This is a genomic window from Candidatus Nitrosopumilus sp. bin_7KS, assembly GCF_054095835.1.
Genome location: NZ_JBSWSO010000002.1, coordinates 103,686 through 118,282, shown reverse-complemented (window position 1 = coordinate 118,282; position 14,597 = coordinate 103,686). Strand labels below are relative to the sequence as shown.

Annotated in this window: 17 protein-coding genes; 15 read left to right on the top strand and 2 right to left on the bottom strand. The window is 34.5% G+C overall.

Features of this window, described 5'->3' with window-relative positions; translation table 11 throughout:
• Window positions 1–73 precede the first annotated feature (73 nt).
• A complete protein-coding gene (locus ACW9W4_RS01005) occupies window positions 74–874 on the bottom strand; it encodes an inositol monophosphatase family protein (RefSeq protein ID WP_457760678.1) in 801 nt (266 codons plus the stop codon).
• 85 nt (window positions 875–959) lie between these two features.
• Between ACW9W4_RS01005 and ACW9W4_RS01000 the strand changes: the two genes are divergently transcribed.
• The 6 genes from ACW9W4_RS01000 to ACW9W4_RS00975 all read left to right on the top strand — a co-directional run bounded on the left by ACW9W4_RS01000 (window position 960) and on the right by ACW9W4_RS00975 (window position 7,211).
• Window positions 960–2,075, top strand: coding sequence for a hypothetical protein (locus tag ACW9W4_RS01000; protein ID WP_457760677.1), 1,116 nt, complete (start codon window positions 960–962; stop codon window positions 2,073–2,075).
• An 8-nt stretch (window positions 2,076–2,083) separates the two neighbouring features.
• The gene (locus ACW9W4_RS00995; protein ID WP_457760676.1) at window positions 2,084–3,241 is read left to right on the top strand and encodes an AAA family ATPase; all 1,158 of its coding nucleotides are present in this window, start codon (window positions 2,084–2,086) and stop codon (window positions 3,239–3,241) included.
• Window positions 3,238–3,549 carry a hypothetical protein gene (locus tag ACW9W4_RS00990; protein ID WP_457760675.1) on the top strand — a complete coding sequence of 104 codons (312 nt, stop codon included), beginning with the start codon at window positions 3,238–3,240 and terminating at the stop codon, window positions 3,547–3,549. The genes ACW9W4_RS00995 and ACW9W4_RS00990 overlap by 4 nt, the downstream gene beginning before the upstream one ends.
• A gap of 101 nt (window positions 3,550–3,650) precedes the next feature.
• Window positions 3,651–5,198, top strand: a complete 1,548-nt coding sequence (locus tag ACW9W4_RS00985) for an acyl-CoA carboxylase subunit beta (protein ID WP_457760674.1) — start codon at window positions 3,651–3,653, stop codon at window positions 5,196–5,198.
• Window positions 5,199–5,204: 6 nt separating this feature from the next.
• Window positions 5,205–6,692, top strand: coding sequence for an acetyl-CoA carboxylase biotin carboxylase subunit (locus ACW9W4_RS00980; protein ID WP_457760673.1), 1,488 nt, complete (start codon window positions 5,205–5,207; stop codon window positions 6,690–6,692).
• A 6-nt stretch (window positions 6,693–6,698) separates the two neighbouring features.
• Entirely contained in the window at window positions 6,699–7,211 is a 513-nt protein-coding gene (locus tag ACW9W4_RS00975; protein WP_457760672.1) for an acetyl-CoA carboxylase biotin carboxyl carrier protein subunit, read from the top strand.
• A 5-nt stretch (window positions 7,212–7,216) separates the two neighbouring features.
• On the opposite strand, the gene ACW9W4_RS00970 is transcribed toward ACW9W4_RS00975, so the two are convergent.
• A complete protein-coding gene (locus ACW9W4_RS00970) occupies window positions 7,217–7,681 on the bottom strand; it encodes a redoxin domain-containing protein (RefSeq protein ID WP_457760671.1) in 465 nt (154 codons plus the stop codon).
• 155 nt (window positions 7,682–7,836) lie between these two features.
• Here ACW9W4_RS00970 and ACW9W4_RS00965 point away from each other — a divergent pair, with 155 nt between their 5' ends.
• From ACW9W4_RS00965 to ACW9W4_RS00925, 9 genes are read left to right on the top strand one after another with little or no spacing between them, the layout of a single operon-like run.
• Window positions 7,837–8,169: an NADH-quinone oxidoreductase subunit A gene (locus ACW9W4_RS00965; protein ID WP_179363572.1), complete on the top strand. Its 333-nt coding sequence runs from the start codon at window positions 7,837–7,839 to the stop codon at window positions 8,167–8,169.
• Between the two features lie 40 nt (window positions 8,170–8,209).
• A complete protein-coding gene (locus ACW9W4_RS00960) occupies window positions 8,210–8,734 on the top strand; it encodes an NADH-quinone oxidoreductase subunit B (RefSeq protein WP_179363006.1) in 525 nt (174 codons plus the stop codon).
• Window positions 8,734–9,318: an NADH-quinone oxidoreductase subunit C gene (locus tag ACW9W4_RS00955; protein ID WP_457760670.1), complete on the top strand. Its 585-nt coding sequence runs from the start codon at window positions 8,734–8,736 to the stop codon at window positions 9,316–9,318. Before ACW9W4_RS00960 ends, ACW9W4_RS00955 begins: the two co-directional genes overlap by 1 nt.
• A gap of 2 nt (window positions 9,319–9,320) precedes the next feature.
• On the top strand, window positions 9,321–10,457 hold the full coding sequence (locus ACW9W4_RS00950; RefSeq protein WP_179363008.1) for an NADH-quinone oxidoreductase subunit D: 1,137 nt from the start codon (window positions 9,321–9,323) through the stop codon (window positions 10,455–10,457).
• The gene (nuoH, locus tag ACW9W4_RS00945; RefSeq protein WP_457760669.1) at window positions 10,458–11,756 is read left to right on the top strand and encodes an NADH-quinone oxidoreductase subunit NuoH; all 1,299 of its coding nucleotides are present in this window, start codon (window positions 10,458–10,460) and stop codon (window positions 11,754–11,756) included. It begins immediately after the preceding gene.
• On the top strand, window positions 11,756–12,253 hold the full coding sequence (locus tag ACW9W4_RS00940) for a 4Fe-4S binding protein (protein WP_457760668.1): 498 nt from the start codon (window positions 11,756–11,758) through the stop codon (window positions 12,251–12,253). Before nuoH ends, ACW9W4_RS00940 begins: the two co-directional genes overlap by 1 nt.
• Window positions 12,246–12,758 carry an NADH-quinone oxidoreductase subunit J family protein gene (locus ACW9W4_RS00935; protein WP_457760667.1) on the top strand — a complete coding sequence of 171 codons (513 nt, stop codon included), beginning with the start codon at window positions 12,246–12,248 and terminating at the stop codon, window positions 12,756–12,758. Before ACW9W4_RS00940 ends, ACW9W4_RS00935 begins: the two co-directional genes overlap by 8 nt.
• Window positions 12,739–13,044 (top strand): NADH-quinone oxidoreductase subunit NuoK, encoded by a 306-nt coding sequence (gene nuoK, locus ACW9W4_RS00930; RefSeq protein ID WP_179363011.1) that lies wholly within the window; start codon window positions 12,739–12,741, stop codon window positions 13,042–13,044. Before ACW9W4_RS00935 ends, nuoK begins: the two co-directional genes overlap by 20 nt.
• On the top strand, window positions 13,044–14,597 hold the full coding sequence (locus ACW9W4_RS00925) for a complex I subunit 4 family protein (RefSeq protein WP_457760666.1): 1,554 nt from the start codon (window positions 13,044–13,046) through the stop codon (window positions 14,595–14,597). Before nuoK ends, ACW9W4_RS00925 begins: the two co-directional genes overlap by 1 nt.

Sequence of the window (14,597 nt, the reverse complement as noted above, 5' to 3'; positions counted from 1 at the left end):
GATCTATTGGAAACCCAGAAATGTCAATAATTTATCAAACTGTTCATAATTTTCAATTATTTATTCTAAAAATCTAATTATTGATTTGTGACATTATTTCATCTAGAATTTCTTGATTTGCAGCAGCAATGAAAGAAACTCTTGTCTCATAACTTAGATCTGCATCAAGGGGATTCAAGTTAGCATCTAGTAGCATCCCTCCGGCCTCTTTAACAATTACATATCCTGCTGCAATATCTTGAATTCTAATTTTATCTCTTAAATCAATAAAAATATCCATTAGTCCTCTTGCAAACATTGCCATTTCAAGTGCATTTGCACCAAAATGTCTAGTATGATCATGATTTTCAAAAATAGGATGTAATTTATTCATTAATTCAATTGATGAGCCTGATGTGTTAATTCCAATTATTTTATAGATTGGATCTTTTTTATGGACTTTAATTTGTTTATTGTTATAAAATGCACCTTTATTTTTAGATGCCCAATACGTTTCACCGTTTGAGAGATTTGTAATAACCCCATCGGTAACTGAACTAAGCTTATTTTCTGTTGCAAATGCCAATGAACTACAGAAAAAGGGAACACCTCTCACTGCATTTGCAGAACCATCTATTGCATCCATGATGACAAATCCTTTTGGATTGTCAGATAATTCAACTCGTCCACACTCTTCACCTAATACTATACACTCAAAATTAATTTCTTTTAGATAATCCAAAACAGTTTTTTCAGCAACAATGTCAATATTTCTTGAAATATCCCCACCGGCCCCTACACCAAAATCTCCTGCAGCATCATCTGTTCCTGCAAGATCTTTTACATTTTCATAAATTCGGTTTGAAGCTTCACGAAGAATTTCTAATACTTCCATGTTGACAATATCTAGTCGCTCGTAATTTAAGTGAAGAAAATATTTAGTTTGAAAGCATAAATAACAATAAAAAAGCTTAACGTTTGTGAGCGGTAAAGATCAATCTGTAATTAGTAAAGAATCTTTAATGAGTACTAAACCTGGGAAGCAGATTATAAAACAAGCTTTATTCAAGTCTAAAGGTTACAAATTATTTAACAAATACAAAGAAGAAACTGAAAACCAATTCCCAAACTTTGCAGAAAGATTTGCTAAAGGATTATTACATGAAATACAATCTGATACAAATCCAAATGCCACACAGCAAGCATTTGGAAATGAAGTAGGTTCTACTGAAATTATACTAAATGCTTCTGAAATTGAGCCTATAAAGTCAAAATTAGATAGTATTGAAGTAATGCAAGATAGAGTAAATCGAATTTTAAATTCAAATTTTGTAAAAATGACTTTCCCTGTTTTTAATGGATTATTTGATGCAGCCGCAGAATATTCTGGGAGAAAAGATCCTCAATTAAAACAAGATATGGTTGAAGGGCATATTCTTGCAATTGATCTAAGTGAACCCATGGATAGAATCGTAGACAAAGATGAAGATTTAGAATTTCTTGATGATTACAAATTAATGAATCCATATATTTTGAAATTGGCAAGAGATAAAATTTCAAAAGGTGGTGAACAAGTTTTAAAAGAATTTGAAGCAGGTTTTGAAGATGCAAGAATTGGACAATATTTAGATGAAAAATTAAAATCAAAACCCACTGAAATTACTGAAGAAGAGATGACTTTATCATACAAAAAATATCGTGCAGTTATGGGAACTGCTGGAAGAAACATGGCTTTGGCAGAAAGACCTTTGGGAGAAATTTTCTATCTAGGTATGGCAAGAGCTGCTGAAGGTGTTGGATGTGGAAATGAAATTGAAGATTCAATTAAGAATGGATTTGTAAAAATACCTTCTTGGCCACTTTACTATTCATTATTGGCAAATGATGTAAAGAAAGGATTTGAAGTTACTTTAGAAAAAAGTAATTTGTATTTACAAGATGCAAGACTTACACTTGAATTGCTACCTGATGATTTCTCTCATAAAGAATTTTTAGAATTCTTATTTTTGACTGTTGAACACTACAATCAATACTGGTATAATAAATTACAAAAGGCTAACAAATGGTCTGAGTATCAATCTAAACTTCCAAAGTGATTACATTGATGTGGTCTGAAAAATACCGACCTCAGATAATTTCTGATATGGTTGGAAATGAAGAAGCCCGGACAGCAATAACTGAATGGTTTGTAAAATGGAAGAAAGGTACAAAACCATTACTTTTAGTAGGTCCTCCTGGAATTGGAAAAACTACGATAGCATATCTTGTTGCTAAGCAATTTGGTTATGATATGATTGGACTTAATGCCAGTGATGTTAGAAGTAAATCAAGAATAAATGAAATTCTCATGCCTGTTTTAGGAAATGTGAGTGTTTTGGGAACTCCGATGATTTTTGTGGATGAAGTAGATGGCATTCATGGTCGAGGTGATTATGGTGGAGCATCTGCACTAGTTGATATTCTAAAAGAACCTACAGTTCCAATTGTTCTTGCTGCAAACAGTGATGATTCTGATAAAATGAAAAGTATCAAAAAAGTTGTAAAAACAATTCATTTTAAAAAAATCCCTCCTAGATTATTGAGAGTGTATCTTGAAAATATTTTAAAAAAACAAAGTGCAAAACTTAGTCCTGGTTCTTTAATCAAAGTGATTGACAAATCTAAAGGTGATATTCGTTCAATGATTAATCTTGCACAGTCTTTAGTAACTGGATTCAATCCTCAAACTGACCAATCTTTTGAAAGTGTTAATGTGGAAGATGGAGTAAATGCTTTCTTTAAAGCAAATTCAATTGAAGAAGCTCGTAGTGTTCTTTATTCTATGCAAATTGATCCGCGGGAAAAAATTAATGCATTTTATTCTAGTATTATTACTAGTGAATTAGATCATCAAACACTTGCAAAATATTTAGATATAATGTCTACGGCAGATATGCTTTTTGGAAGAATAATGAAAACTCAAAATTGGAGATTACTTAGATATCTAAATGATACTTTGATTAAATTATATCAAAATGATTATAGGATAAGATATTCTAAATACAATTTATCGTGGCCTTTACTAAATAGGATTCGTTGGGATGGTGCAAAAATAAAATCACTATCAAATGTTATGGCAAGAAAATTACATTTGTCTTCTAGTTCTTTTGTAACTTTATGTTTACCATATGTTTTATTTTGTATCAAAAATAAAACTCTAGAATTGGAATTAGAAGAAACATTTGGAGATATTATTGAAAAGGAGATTGAATTAATAAAATGAGTTGGAGAAAAATCCCCATGAAATTCCCTGGAACTTGTATTGTTTGTAATGAAAAAATCCCTGTCAATGAAATTGGGTTATGGGCAAAAGGTTTGGGTGTTAAACATGAAAAATGTGCCCAAACTAATGAATTACAATGTATGGTATGTGGGGCGCCTGCTGGTTGTCCTCAATGTGAATTCCAAGAAATTTGTGATTTACCCAATGTCTCTCAATTGTGTATCTGTAAGAAATGTAGTGAGGAAAAAGATGCATTTAGCTCTTATCAAAAATCAGTAAACAAGAAATTTCCACTTCTAAACTCTTAAAATTCTAAAAAAAACAATGATCTTTGAATTTTTGTAAAATTCCCATATCTTAATTATCTCAAATTAAATTAATATAGGAAACCTCCATGCTTTAGAATACTGTGCATTCTGAAAAGATTGAAGAATATTCTAAGAAGAATAATACAGCATCACAAGGCGGAGGCCAAGATCGAATCAAGGCTCAACATGACAAGGGCAAATTAACTGCTCGTGAACGAATTAATCTCTTACTTGATGAGGGAACTTTTACTGAAATTGATCCATTAACCACACATCATTATCATGAATATGATATGCAGAAAAAGAAATTCTTTACTGATGGTGTTGTTGGAGGTTATGGAAATGTACATGGAAGACAGATCTTTGTTTTTGCGTATGATTTCACTGTACTTGGTGGAACCCTTAGTCAGATGGGAGCTAAAAAAATCTGTAAACTAATGGATCATGCTGTTCAAACAGGCTGTCCAATAATTGGTATTATGGATTCTGGTGGAGCCAGAATTCAAGAAGGAATAATGAGTCTTGATGGGTTTGCAGATATCTTTTATCATAATCAACTAGCTTCTGGAGTGATCCCACAAATTACTGCAAGTATTGGTCCATCTGCAGGTGGTTCTGTATACTCTCCAGCAATGACTGACTTTGTAATTATGGTTGAAAAAGTAGGAACAATGTTTGTTACAGGTCCTGATGTTGTCAAGACTGTATTAGGGGAGGAAATTTCGTTTGATGATCTTGGCGGTGCAATGACTCATGGTTCAAAAAGTGGTGTTGCACATTTTGTTGCACAAAATGAATACGAATGCATGGATTATATCAAAAAACTGATTTCATATTTACCTCAAAATAATACTGAAGCACCACCAAAAATTGAAACAGATGATGATCCAAACAGACTGGATCACAATTTGATCAATATTATTCCAGAAAATCCTTTGCAACCATATGATATGAAAGAAATCATAAACTCGATTGTTGACAATCATGAGTTCTTTGAAGTACATGAATTATTTGCTGCAAATATTGTAGTTGGTTTTGGACGAATGAATGGTAAAACTGTTGGTATTGTTGCAAATCAACCTATTGTTCTTGCAGGTGCACTTGACATCGATTCATCAAATAAAGCAGCACGTTTCATTCGATTTTGTGATTCTTTTAATGTTCCAATCATTACTTTGGTAGATACACCTGGATACATGCCAGGTTCTAATCAAGAACATAATGGTATCATTCGTCATGGTAGTAAGTTACTCTATGCATACTGTGAAGCTACTGTCCCAAGAATTACTTTAGTTATTGGAAAGGCATATGGTGGTGCATACATTGCAATGGGAAGTAAAAATCTCAGAACTGACATTAATTATGCATGGCCTACTGCTAGATGTGCTGTTTTAGGTGGAGAAGCTGCTGTAAAAATTATGTATAGAAAAGATCTTGCTGAGGCTGAAGATGCTGAGGCACTAAAAAAACAATTAATTGATGAATTTGCAGAAAAATTTGAAAATCCATATGTCGCAGCATCCCATGGAACTGTAGATAATGTAATTGATCCTGCTGAAACAAGACCTATGTTGATTAAAGCACTTGAAATGTTAGAAAATAAAAGAGTAAAACAATTACCAAGAAAACATGGGAATATCAATTTGTGATTAGATATGATTGAAAAAGTACTTATCGCAAACAGAGGAGAAATCGCTTTACGTGTAATTAGAACATGCAAAGCACTTGGAATTAAAACAGTTGCGGTTTATTCTGATGAAGATTATAATTCAATGCATGTTAAGCAAGCATCTGAAGCATATCATATAGGAGAAGCTGCTCCTGCAAAATCATATCTTAATCAAGATAAGATTCTCGAAGTGATGCTCAAATCTGGATCTGATTCAGTACATCCAGGTTATGGTTTCCTTTCAGAAAATGATGACTTTGCAAATCTATGTGAGAAAAATAAAATTATCTTTATTGGTCCTACTGCAGAATCTATGAATCTCTGTGGAGATAAAATGAAATGTAAAGATGCAATGCTTAAAGCAAAAGTTCCAACAGTACCAGGAAGCCCTGGTCTAGTAAAAGACGCAGCTGATGCAGAAAAGATTGCTAATGAAATTGGATATCCTGTGATGTTAAAATCTGTATATGGTGGTGGAGGTCGTGGAATTAGAATTGTAACTAATGATCAAGAATTACGAGATGGATTTGAATCCGTCACTGGTGAATCAATTGCAGCAGTAGGTAAATCAGCTATTTTGGTAGAAAAATTCTTAGAAAAAACACGACATATTGAATATCAATTTGCTAGGGATACTCATGGTAACACTGTCCATATCTTTGAAAGAGAATGTTCAATTCAAAGACGTAATCAAAAATTAATTGAACAAACTCCTTCACCGATTGTTGATGAAGAAACAAGAGCACGTGTGGGTGAATCTGTCTGCAGAGCTGCTGATGCAGTAGGCTATACCAATTTAGGTACTGCAGAATTCTTGAGGGCTGATAATGGAGAGTTTTACTTTATCGAAATTAATGCTAGATTACAAGTAGAACATCCAATTACAGAATTTGTTTCTGGATTAGACTTGGTCAAATTACAATTAGATATTGCAAATGGAGAGGCAATCCCATTCAAACAAAGTGATCTCAAAATGAATGGTTATGCTATTGAATGTAGAATTAATGCAGAAGATACTTTCTTAGACTTTGCTCCATCAACAGGACCTGTACCTGATGTCACAATTCCAGCAGGACCAAGTGTTAGATGTGATACTTATCTTTATCCTGGATGTACTGTTTCCCCATTCTATGATTCACTTATGGCAAAACTCGTTACTTGGGGACAAACATTTGAAGAATCTAGAACCAGAATGCTTGCTGCACTAAATGATTTTTACATTCAAGGTGTTGAAACTTCTATTCCATTATACAAAACAATTCTAAATTCTGAAGAATACAAAACTGGAAATCTTTCAACTGATTTTCTAAAACGTCATGGAATGATAGATAGATTAACTGAAGATCTTAAAAAAGAAAAAGAAGAAAAAAGTGAAGCTGCATTAGCAGCAGCAATCATTCATTCTGAATACTTTAAGAGTAGAGCCCAAAATAGTTCTGCAAATAACTCTAATTGGAAATACAAACTGGATTGATGAAAAATGAATTATAAAATACAAGATATCGAAAAATCATTTGATGGAAAGATCGTAGAAAATCTTGGAAACAAAGACTATGTAATTAAAATCAACGACAATGAACATAATTTAAAAATCATCTCAATGAATTCTAATGGAATTGAATTTATTTTAGATAATAAATATCACAAAGCAAAATATCTAGAACAATCTACAAATGAAATGAATATTGTAATTGACAATGTTCCAATGATACTAAACTTACATACGCACTTTGATGAAGTTGTTTACAAAAATTCAGGTGGAAGCAATACTGGCGATGCACAATTAGGATTGAAAAGCCAAATCCCTGGAAAGGTTGTATCAATATCTGTTGCAGAAGGTGATTCTGTAAAGAAAGGAGACGTTGTTTGTACTTTAGAATCAATGAAAATGCAAGTTGCTATAAAATCTCATAAAGATGGAGTTGTAAAAGCAATTAAAGTTAAAGAAACTGCAACTGTTGCTAAAGGCGATGTTGTTGCAGAAATAGAATAATTTTTTTATTTTAAGAAATTTTTAATTTCTTCATAGTTTGGTTCTTTTAATGGATCTTCTGAAACCCATTTGTAGCCAATTTTCCCATCTTCATTGATGATGAAAACTGAACGCTTTGCAGCATTGTAATCTTTAATGTGAAGTAAATCAGGCATCAAAATATCATAATCTCGAATTGTTTTACTGGTATAATCTGCTAATAATGGAAAGTTAAAGTTATTTTTTTCTGCAAAAGCCTTGTTTGCAAATGGACCGTCATTGCTAATTGCTATGACTTTAGCTCCTAGATCTGAAATTTCTTTCCAAGAATCTCTAAATGAACAAAGTTCTACTTCACATACTGGAGAACTTGCTGCAACTATGAATGATAATACTATTTTTCCGCCTTTAAATTCATCCAAATTCCTCATTTTTAATTCGGTGTCTGCAAGTTCAAAACCTGGAGCAATGTCTCCTACGTTTAATGCCATGATCGCAATTTGACGTTATCCTATTAAGTTCTTTACAAAAATAATTTTTTTCAAAAATTGATCTCAAAAACGAAACATACCTTTTTATACAAAAATTGGAGTGAAAAGCTAAATTGGTCGGGGAATTAGCGGGCAATTATAGTACCGTTGTATTGATGTTTGGCTTTGCCGTAGTAGCAATGGCTCCAGCTTTAATTATTTCAAGAATGATTTCTCCACGAAAGAGAAGTAATCCAGTAAAATTCCTGCCAATGGAATGTGGACAAGTTCCAACTGGTGAAGGTAGAACTCATTTCATGATGCAGTATTACCCGTATATTCTGATGTTTGTAGTATTTGATGTGATGGCAATTTTCTTGTATGCATGGGGTAGTGCACTACTAGAAATTCCAAAGATGGCAACTTTGCCAATGATGGGATTTTTAGCTATTATGTTTGGAGCAATGGCATTTGCTTTGTATCAATCTGGGAGACGAAGAATATGGTAGTTTTTTATATAAATTGTATTTACGAGGATAGGGGATAAAATTGCTTAAAGATTTAGTTACACCAGAAAACGCAAATGTCTTTATCGGAAAGTTGGGAGACATTTTAGAAAAAGCAATTGATAAACCATTGGGCTATGCCATTAATTGGGGTAGAATTTGGTCACTCTGGCCTGTTCACATTGAAACAGCTTGTTGCAGTGTAGAATTTGGTGCAGCATCAAGTCCACGATATGATGTTGAAAGATTTGGTATCATTGAAGCATTTGGTTCACTAAGACAATGTGATCTTGTAGTTGTACAAGGAACCATTACAAGAAAAATGGCACCACGTCTCAGATTAGTTTATGATCAAATGCCAGAACCAAAGTATGTAATTGCTATGGGAGCTTGTGCAATTACTGGAGGTTTGTATTTTGATTCATACAATGTACTTCCAGGAATTGACGGAGTTATTCCAGTTGATGTCTATGTTCCAGGTTGCCCACCTAGACCTGAAACTCTTATCCAAGGATGTATGCTATTGCAAGAAAAAATCAAGAGAATGAAGGCTAGGAAGTTTGTATAATGAGTACTGAAACAGAAAACCCTCCTGCAGATGCTAAACCTGAAGTTAAATCTCCTCCACCAAAGAAACCGGAAGCAGCACCTGTAGAGTTACCAGCATTTGAAAAGAGTATTTCAGATAAAATAGTTGAAAAATTTGGAGATAAAGTAGAAGTTGGATTTGTAAAAGAAGATAGAGTGAGAATTAATGTTGGAAAAGAAAATGTTCACGATGTTGCTGAATTTATCCGTGATGCCTTAAACTATGATCATGTTGAATCCGTTTCAGGCGTTGATTACCCTCAAGATAATGAAATTGAAGTTGTTTACCATATTGGGTCTTATACTGACTCCTCTTTAGCCAGACAAATTCTAGTCTTAGCTACTAGAGCTCCTAGAGAAACCAATCCGATTCCTGGAAATGATGCAACCCGTCTTCCAACTCTTAGAGATATATTTTACAGTGTAGAATTTCACGAAAGAGAAGTTTTTGAAATGTTTGGAGTTTTCTTTGAAGGACATCCTGATAATAGACGATTACTTTTGCCAGAAGATTGGGCAGACTTACCTCCACTTCGAAAGGACTTTGCAATAAAAGGTAGATAGATATGACTTTTATTTTACCTCCTGGATTAGCACTCCAAAAAGTTGACGAGAGAATCATGACTCTCAATGTTGGACCACAACATCCAGGTTCAGGTCACATGAGAATTATTGTTCAAATTGATGGTGACTACATTGTTGGATGTGATCCAGATCCAGGATATGTCCATCGTGGTGAGGAGAAGATGGCTGAATATAGAAACTATATTACAAATATTCCTCACTTAGAAAGACCTGTAATCCATGACTCTTGTAATGTACTTTATCCATATGTTTTGGGAGCAGAAGAATTACTTGGAATCGAAGTTCCAGAACGTGCAAAGTATGTTAGAGTAATTGCATCTGAATTAAACCGATGTATCTACATCATGTACTGGCTTGCAATTTATGGAATCTTTTTGGGTCACTCTACAATGTTTATGTGGCCAGCAGGAGATCGTGAACTCTTAATTGATCTTATGGAAAAAATGACTGGTGCTAGAGTAACACACGCACATTTTGTTCCAGGTGGAGTTAGAAATGATTTACCACCAAACTTTGAAGATGTTTGTTTACGACAAGTAAATTATTTTGAAAAACGCATCAAAGAATATGCTGCAATCTTTTATGATAACCCAATTCTCATTGCAAGAACTAGAGATACTGGTGTTTTATCAAAACAGGATGCAATTCGATATGGAACAACTGGTTCTGTACTTCGAGCTAGTGGTGTTGATTATGATCTTAGAGTAAAGGAACCATATGATGTCTATGATGAATTAGATGTTCATACCAATGTAATGAAAGAAGGTGATTCTTATGCAAGATCTAAAATTCCATGGCTTGACATGTTGGAAAGTTGTAATATTATTAGACAAGCATTGCAAAAAATGCCAAAGTCCGGCTCAGTTAGAGTAAAACTAAAACCAAATCCAAAAACCAAAGGACTTGAATCTGTTTACAAGCGTGTAGAATCTGGTAGAGGTTCTTTAGGTTGCTATATTGTATCTGATGCTAAAGCAGAACCATACAGAGTAAAGTTGAGTGTTCCATCTTTTAGAAATCTAATTGCGTTACCAAATCTTCTCAAAGGAGAAAAACTAGGTAATATGCCATCAGTGTATTGGAGTCTAAATTATTGGCCAGTGGAGGCAGACCGATAAATGTCAGTTATTGCACCAAATTTCAAACTAAGTGAGTTTGTCAAATCATTACTTGATAATATATTTTGGATAATGCTGATTGTTGTTTTAGTTGGTCTTCCAGCAATTATGATGATTCTGTTTGTAATTGAGATGCCAGTAATTGATGGTGAGTTACTTACTCCATTCCTTGCATTTACTTGGATGGCGGATCCAACACGTATACTTCCTGTTGTCAAAGCATTCATGGCAACTGATATCTTTAGAGTAATGGCATTTCCTGGATTTGGATTTGCAGCATTACTAGCTGCTGCTACAATCTTTGTTGAAAGAAAAATGCTTGCAAAATTACAATTAAGAGTTGGTCCATTTTATTGTGGAAAGTTTGAAGGAATTTTACAATTAATGGGTGATGGTTTAAAATTAATTTCAAAAGAAATTATTATTCCCGCAAAAGCCGATAAACCGATTTTCTGGGCAGCACCCGTTCTCTTTGTAGCTGCAGCCGCAGCATTTGTTGCATTCATTCCTGTAGCTCCTGGTTGGGTAGTTGCAGATGTAGAGATGGGATTACTTGGAGTATTTGCAGTAATAGGATTCTTCCCAATCATTACAATTCTTTCTGCATGGTCTGCAAACAGTAAATTCCCATTCATTGGTGGAATTAGGGCTTTATTCCAAATGGTTTCATTTGAAATTCCATTAATTCTATCTTTACTGGGTGTAGTGATGTTAACTGGATCTCTTAATCTCTCTGAGATTGCTGCAAGCCAATCTGTTTTCCCATGGATTGTATTTTTACCAGTTGGAGCCATTGTGTTCTTTATCACAATGCTTGCAGAATTAGAAAGAATTCCATTTGATTTGCCAGAGGCTGAAAGTGAAATTGTTGCTGGATGGTTAACTGAATTATCTGGAATGATGTATGGACTAGTCCAATTAGGAACATATCTGAAACTTTATGCGTTTGCAGCCTTGTTTGTAGTACTTTTCCTTGGTGGTTGGAATGGTCCAATGGTTGTACCTCCATTCCCAGAAGCACTTCTTACCGGAATTGAAATGGGCCCTGTCACTGTAGGTCCATTCCCTGGATTGCCATTATTTGATCAAGAAATGCTTAATGGCACACTTTGGTTCGTTCTAAAAACAGTTGGTGTCATCTTTTTCATATTATTACCAAGAGGTGTTTTCCCAAGAATTAGAGTTGATATGTTATTGAGTCTTGGATGGAGCAAATTAATCGGACTAGCTTTCGTTAACATCTTTATTGCACTTGGATTGCTTTACGCTGGAGTGCTAGGACCAGGAGGATTACAATAATGGGAACTGCAACTGGTATTATTCGTGCATTAAATTCTGGAATTAAACATATTGCAATGAAGAGATTTACTCTTCGCTATCCTGAAGAAAAACTAAAGTTTGTAGGTGACGGTTATCAGTTTGATCCCTCTACAGGTGTTGGTATTGCAGGACTCAAAGGTCGACACATGTTATTCCATGATCATTGTACTGGATGTCAATTATGTTCAATTGCATGTGAAGGTGTTGCAGAAGCTATTGCAATGGTAAAAGTTCCAGAAGAACAAAAACAAAATAAAAAATCAATCATGCCTCAAATTGATTATGGAAAATGTGTTTTCTGTGGTCTTTGTGTTGATGCATGCCCATTTTATGCACTTTACATGACAAATGATTATGAATTGTCTTCATTTTCAAAAGAAGGTCTAATCTATACTCCTGCTCAATTACAAGTCAAACCATACGTTGCACAAGACAGTGAAATACAAATTTCTGATAGAGGTGCAACACATGGCTGATGCTGCATTTCTTGCATTAACTGTAATCACAATTGGTTCTGCAATTGCAGCACTTGAAATGAGATCATTGATTTATGGTTCCATTGCTTTGATGGGAACTTTGGGTGGTATTGCAGGATTCTTTTTCTTGCTTGATGCACCATTTGTTGCATTATTTCAAATAGCAGTTTACGTCGGTTCTATTGCTGTTCTAATTTTGTTTACTGTAATGCTAGTAAAAAGAGAATTAATCTTCAAAAAAATTGAAGATAAACGAAGAAAATTTGCAGGCATTGGTCTGATGTTAATAATTATGGTTTCATTAGGTGCAGTATTCTTAGATTCTGGAATCAAAACAATAACTACTGATGAACCTGCTCCTGACTTTAGAGATATTGGAATTGACTTTGTAACCTACTACTGGCCAGCATTAATCTTGATGGGATTAATTCTTGCAGGATCTGTTACTGGTGCACTAGTTTTAGCAAAACGAGAGGATGTGGAGAATGACCAGCGAGCTAATTGATTTTACTTTAGTATCTGTTGCCTTGCTTGGCATAGGAATCTATGGTCTTGCAGTTAAACGTAATTTTATTCGAATGCTTTTTGCAGTTGAAATTATTATCAATGCAGCAAACTTGAACATTGTTGCATTTGGTAGATTCTTACCACACAGTGGTGGGCAAACTATGGCATTATTTTCAATTGCAATTGCCGCAGCAGAAGTTGCAGTAGGATTATCATTAATTATTGTAGCTTATCGTATGTATCAAAATGTCGATATTGCAGACTTTAGGAGCTTGAAGGGATAATGGAATACGCACTATTACAGGCAGTTTTCTTACCATTACTTTTATCTCCAGTTGCATACATTATTGGAAGAAAAGTAGGACCAACCCCTGCAATGTGGTTTACATTTGCAATTCTGTTATACACTACAATCCTTGTAATCAATGCAGCACTATCTGGAACAGTAGAGGAACATTATCCATGGACTGAGCAATTCGGAGAATTTGGTTTCTTGTTAGATGGATTGGCATCACCATTTGCAATATTGATTTATGTTTTATCTACGATATTGGCAATTTATTCAAAACCATACATGATTCACAAATTCCACGAACAATTTGAAGAAGAAAAGAAAATTGTTTCATCTGCTGGTGGTCAAACATCTATCATTGAATCATCTTCTCTTACAAATTATGTAAATGCTAAATCTGGACTTTACTTTGCACTATATCTTGTATTTGCAATGGGTATGCTTGGAACTGTTCTTTCAACTAATCTTATTGAATTTTATGTATTCTTTGAGGTTATGCTAATTCCTGGTTTCTTCTTAGTGGCACTTTGGGGTGATGGGCCAAGAAGAAAAATTGGTTTAATGTTCTTATTTTGGACTCATGCTGGTGCAGTAGTTTTACTATTAGGATTTTTGATGATTGGTCTTTCTATCGGTAGTTTTGATTTTGCAGATATTAATGAATCAGAAATTCCGAAAGACATTCTCATGTTATCTGCAGTTGCAATTTCCATAGGCCTTGGTGTAAAACTGGCAGTCTTTATGTTCCATATTTGGCTTCCATATGTTCACGGTTCTGCACCTACACCAATCAGTGCATTGTTGTCCCCTGCTATGATTGGAATTGGTGCTTATGGTATTTTCAGATTAATTGTAGAATTTTTACCTTCAACATTTGCGGATCTTGCAATCTGGTTCCATATCTGGGGTCTTGTTACAATGATTTACGGTGGTGCCATGGCGCTGATGCAAGATGATTTGAAACGTATGCTTGCATATTCTAGTATTAGTCAGATGGGTTACATCCTATTTGGAATTGGTTCGATATCTGTACTTGGTCTTGCCGGTGCTGAGATGATGTATGTAACACACGCCATTGGTAAAGGAATTCTCTTCATGATGGCTGGAATTATTATTGTTAAAGTTGGAACTAGAAGTATCTCTAAACTTGGAGGATTAGCAGGAAAGATGCCAATCACTGCAGTATGTGCAGTTATTGGTGCATTAACAATTATGGGTGTTCCACCAACAAGTGGTTTCATGGGAGAGTGGATTCTCTTTTTCGGTGCTTTAGAGACTGCTATTGAAGAGGGTTCAACACTTAGAGCAGTAACATTTGGTCTAGGACTTGTTGCAACAGCTCTTACAATGTCTTACATGTTATGGATGTTAAAACGCGTATTCTTTGGAAAAACTCCAGAACATCTTGAACATGTTAAAGAAGGAAGTTGGTATATGACAGCACCAATGATGGTATTGGCCGGATTTTCAATTGTGGTTGGAATTTATCCCGATATTTTCTTGAAGACAATAATTCCATACATGAATGGAGTGTTAGGAGTTTAG